General features: G+C 40.0%; 1 protein-coding gene. It reads right to left on the minus strand.

What is annotated here, in order from left to right; translation table 11 throughout:
- Positions 1 to 568 (minus strand): immunoglobulin domain-containing protein (locus ACXAG4_RS15515; protein ID WP_475297008.1); only part of this gene is annotated, 568 nt, incomplete at both ends.

The following is a 568-nucleotide window of genomic DNA, read 5'->3' on the forward strand; positions in this document are numbered from 1 at the left end:
AACTTGTTGTATTGGTTAAATCTACGCCTGATACATCGCCTCCGTTACATGGATCTGAATCATCTGGATCGGTTGTGCTGTCTTCGCCATCGCCATCACAGTCTGTTACTGCTGTTACTGTTAAGGTAATATCTGATGCGGTAAAATCACATGGATCATTCCAATCGGTTGCAGGTTCTCCATCTGGTGGTGTTAATTCATCTAAATCTGTAACACCATCACCATCACAATCTTCAGAAACAGTTATTGCTACAGATGTTCTATTGCTTTCACAAGAATTAGTATCGGTTTGACTTACATAATACATTCCTGTATTTAAAGTAACTGTTGATGCTAAAGGAGATCCTCCAGTTGCATTAGTATACCATTGTAAATTTGTTCCTGTAGCAACTAAGTCTGCTACTGTTGGGTTTTGTCCTCTACAAAAATTTTGAGCATTTGCACTAGGTGCAACCGGTAAGGCATTAATAGTTACATTTGTATTGCTACTGTTTGGACATGTGCCCGCTGTGGTATAGGTTACAGTATAAGTGCCTGGGGTACTTGCTGATACATCGATTGCTCCTGT

The sequence above is a fragment of the Seonamhaeicola sp. ABD4_175 genome, from assembly GCF_056160885.1.